This window comes from Variovorax sp. P4_D9 (assembly GCF_056401695.1).
Genome location: NZ_JBFUIU010000994.1, coordinates 1 through 2,905 on the forward strand (window position 1 = coordinate 1; position 2,905 = coordinate 2,905).

6 protein-coding genes are annotated in these 2,905 nt (G+C 61.3%); 1 reads left to right on the top strand and 5 read right to left on the bottom strand.

Annotated features, from left to right (window positions below; genetic code table 11):
• Together AC1DY5_RS49705 and AC1DY5_RS49710 are read right to left on the bottom strand one after the other, a co-directional pair.
• The coding region (locus AC1DY5_RS49705) for a hypothetical protein (RefSeq protein WP_478121685.1) at positions 1-190 on the bottom strand (190 nt) is incomplete at its 3' end.
• On the bottom strand, positions 187-558 hold the full coding sequence (locus tag AC1DY5_RS49710) for a DUF2493 domain-containing protein (protein WP_478121686.1): 372 nt from the start codon (positions 556-558) through the stop codon (positions 187-189). The genes AC1DY5_RS49705 and AC1DY5_RS49710, both read right to left, overlap by 4 nt.
• 366 nt (positions 559-924) lie before the next feature.
• On the opposite strand from AC1DY5_RS49710, the gene AC1DY5_RS49715 reads away from it, so the two are divergent.
• A complete protein-coding gene (locus AC1DY5_RS49715) occupies positions 925-1,131 on the top strand; it encodes a hypothetical protein (RefSeq protein ID WP_478121687.1) in 207 nt (68 codons plus the stop codon).
• Between the two features lie 65 nt (positions 1,132-1,196).
• Here AC1DY5_RS49715 and AC1DY5_RS49720 read toward each other — a convergent pair whose 3' ends face one another.
• From AC1DY5_RS49720 to AC1DY5_RS49730, 3 genes are all read right to left on the bottom strand, one after another.
• The gene (locus tag AC1DY5_RS49720; RefSeq protein WP_478121688.1) at positions 1,197-1,463 is read right to left on the bottom strand and encodes a DUF3606 domain-containing protein; all 267 of its coding nucleotides are present in this window, start codon (positions 1,461-1,463) and stop codon (positions 1,197-1,199) included.
• Between the two features lie 615 nt (positions 1,464-2,078).
• Positions 2,079-2,642 (bottom strand): hypothetical protein, encoded by a 564-nt coding sequence (locus AC1DY5_RS49725; protein WP_478121689.1) that lies wholly within the window; start codon positions 2,640-2,642, stop codon positions 2,079-2,081.
• On the bottom strand, positions 2,639-2,905 hold a 267-nt coding region (locus AC1DY5_RS49730; protein WP_478121690.1), incomplete at its 5' end, for a hypothetical protein. The genes AC1DY5_RS49730 and AC1DY5_RS49725, both read right to left, overlap by 4 nt.

Consider the following 2,905-nt stretch of genomic DNA (forward strand, 5'->3'; position numbering starts at 1 on the left):
GAACCTCGTGCCCACCCGGTGATACGGTCACTGCCCCGATGGTCCCGACATGTGTCTCGCCATCGTAGAAATACATGAGTTCCCCGAGCTTGTACGGAGCAGACCCAGGCCCTGTGATGCGGAGCTCGGTGAAGGTCAGCGATTGCCCTGCAGACGAGTTCCTGGCGAGCGGTGAGGGAATGTGGTTCAAGCAGGCCCTGCCTGATCCGCGAGCCGCCAGGTCTTCAACACCGGCACGAGCGCTGCCGCAGCAATCGTGACCATGTGCGCAGTCCCGCGACCACCCTTGAATGCGACCACGAGCTCCGGACGACCCTCGCGCAGCATCTGAGAGTTTCTGATGGGCACAGCACGGTGTTGATAGCGATCCCAGTTTGCGCGGTACGTGACAACCTCGATGCCTCGTGCCATGGCCCATCGGTGCGCGAGGTGGTCTGCACCCGTCGCACCCCCTTCGATCAGGAGCGTGATGGGTTGGCGCGCATGAACGCGATCGAGGACATTCACGATGAACGCCCAGTCGTCGTAGTAGCGTCCACCACAGACAAGTACCCTCATGCTGTCAGATCAGCATGAAGAACGCCCAGGTCCGCGCATGGGCATTCGCGTCCATGGCGTTGCGGCGGTCTGTTCATGCTTTCTTCTCAAAAGTAATGGAATCGCCAAAAAGCAAACCCCGCCGAAGCGGGGTTGGGTGAATTCGCACTGACTGGCGTTTTCGCGATGATAGCCCCGATGACCGCGATCTCTAAGCCCTGGAAAAATCGCGTGATTCATTCACCCTTTGACTGGAGCTCGCCCGCACGAGCCGCCTACGCTCTGGCACGCATCAAGTCTCCCAAGGCGTGCCCAGGCTCAAGGGGGGTGGAAAGCGTGCAAAGTTGTAGGATCGCGATCCCCCCCCTTAATACGAAAGGTCTATCGATGAGCACGCAGGACGCCAAAATACTCGCCAGGTTGATATGGCTCGCCGCCTGCGAGAAGATTTTGTTCGCCCTGGACCCTCCGGCAACAGCCCCGGATGGTGACTCCCCGATCGACCTTCAGGAGGCTATTCGGCTGGCTCATGAGGCACTTGAGGAGTTGAGTGTGGCCTTTGGGATCGACGGATCTGGAATCTCGGCCCGTTGACTGACGGAAGGCGGGAGTCCGCGCGAAGCGCTCATGAAAAAGCCCGCAGAAGCGGGCACGACCGTTCAGCTTGATCCGCTCTGACGTTGGATTCGCGCGATAGCCGCCTCGGCGATCTCCTTGGCTTTGAACGCTTCACGCCGGTGCATCTCGCCCATGCGTACCCCAGCGACGAACTTGCGCACCTCCAGCGGGTCAGGCCCACTGATCGCAATAGCGTCCCGAATCACTCGTTCGGAGCAGGCCAGTTTGGCGGCCCAGTGGCTCACTTCCTGCGGGCTGTCTGGATCGATCGGGCGATTCGCGCGTTCGGGGTCGTCATTGTTGTCCATGGGTGCGCAAGGCGAGGTTGGCGAAGGGCGCTTATCGTAGCGGAGTGGGTGTCGACGCCTGGCGTCGCGCACTTGGCGCGGCAAGTGGCGTCACTGGTTCTGGATCGGGTGCTTTTGCAGAGGTAGTTGGCTAGGCTAGTGCGCCAAGCGCCTTCATGTGCGCCACGATCGCGTCGAGCGCGCCAGGTCGAACACCCCGTTCAGGATCACCGCCCCGTGTTGAGCACGTCCAGATCCTTGATCGAGCCCTCAACCTTGGGCAGCGGCGGCCACGCGGACCTCGTGGTTCCTGCGGGCGATGCGCTTGGCGTCTTGGGTTGAGGAGCATGGTGGAGAAGATAGCGGTGCCCCTCGCGGCTCGGCTGCCATGCCAGTAAGGGATTCGAACCCGGCAAGCAACGGCTTTCCAGTGGTAAGGATGTGGTAAAAAATATGTAACGCTCTCGCAGGCCGCGCCAATCCTAGAAAGTCGAACTCCTCCGGTTCCGCCAGACCAAGCGTTTTCAACGCTTTAGAACGCCCCTCCTGGGGCGTTTTTCATTGGGGGCAGGCTCCCCAGAGCACCGGGGATGCCTCATCCTGATCACGAAAATGGCGGGCGGCTGCGCCAATCGCCTAGTGAATTGCCTTGCCACGACCTATTTGCACGGGGTGCGCGAGCGTGTGTTTCACTGGCAAAGTGACCCAATCGGTCGATTGGCTGAGCAAACTCGCGTTGCTATAGAGAAGCTCGGCCTTGGCGCTGCCATGACCCGCATCAAGAGCGACGATGCACCCGTTTTCGATGGTCACGCCCACCCCCTCGAACATCGCCTTCAGGCGCAGGTTCAGGTGGTCGGTGATTGTGGGAACTCCGGCGAACTCCAGTGCAACTTTGAGTTTGTTCTCGCAGACGACGTCATGCTTGGCCAGGAACATATGCGTGGGCTGCCCCGACCCGCGGCGATCCGCTGTCGCTGCTTTCTGCATTTCTGCCGTCCTTGCCCACGCCTGGGCAACAAGTTCCAACACGTCAACGTTGAGCGCCGAGCYCACCCCTTCTTGGATTTTCTCTTCCAAGAAGCCTGTCGCCGTGCCTTTCGGAGGCGCAACCTCATCGCCCTGCAGATGCATCTGCGATGAGTCGATGGAGATGTCCCGCGGCAGCAGCGCCGCGAGCGTCAATGTCGAATCGCTCATGCTGCTTCTCCGTGAATCGCTACCAAGGTAGGCCGAGGGACAAGCTCGCCGGCCGTGCGCACCAGCGAGCCGCCAGGCAGCCATTGGGTGCGCACCTGAAACGACGCAGCCGGGCCCGACGCGGGCTGCGACGCTTCGAAAGACCAGGCGCCGAGGCCGACTGACACAGACACAGGCTTCGTCACGTGGATCGACTTGGGCCACCACAGTCTAACGGCCGCCGCTGCGAGACCAGCGGCAAGCATCGCGAACTGGGCCGCCCA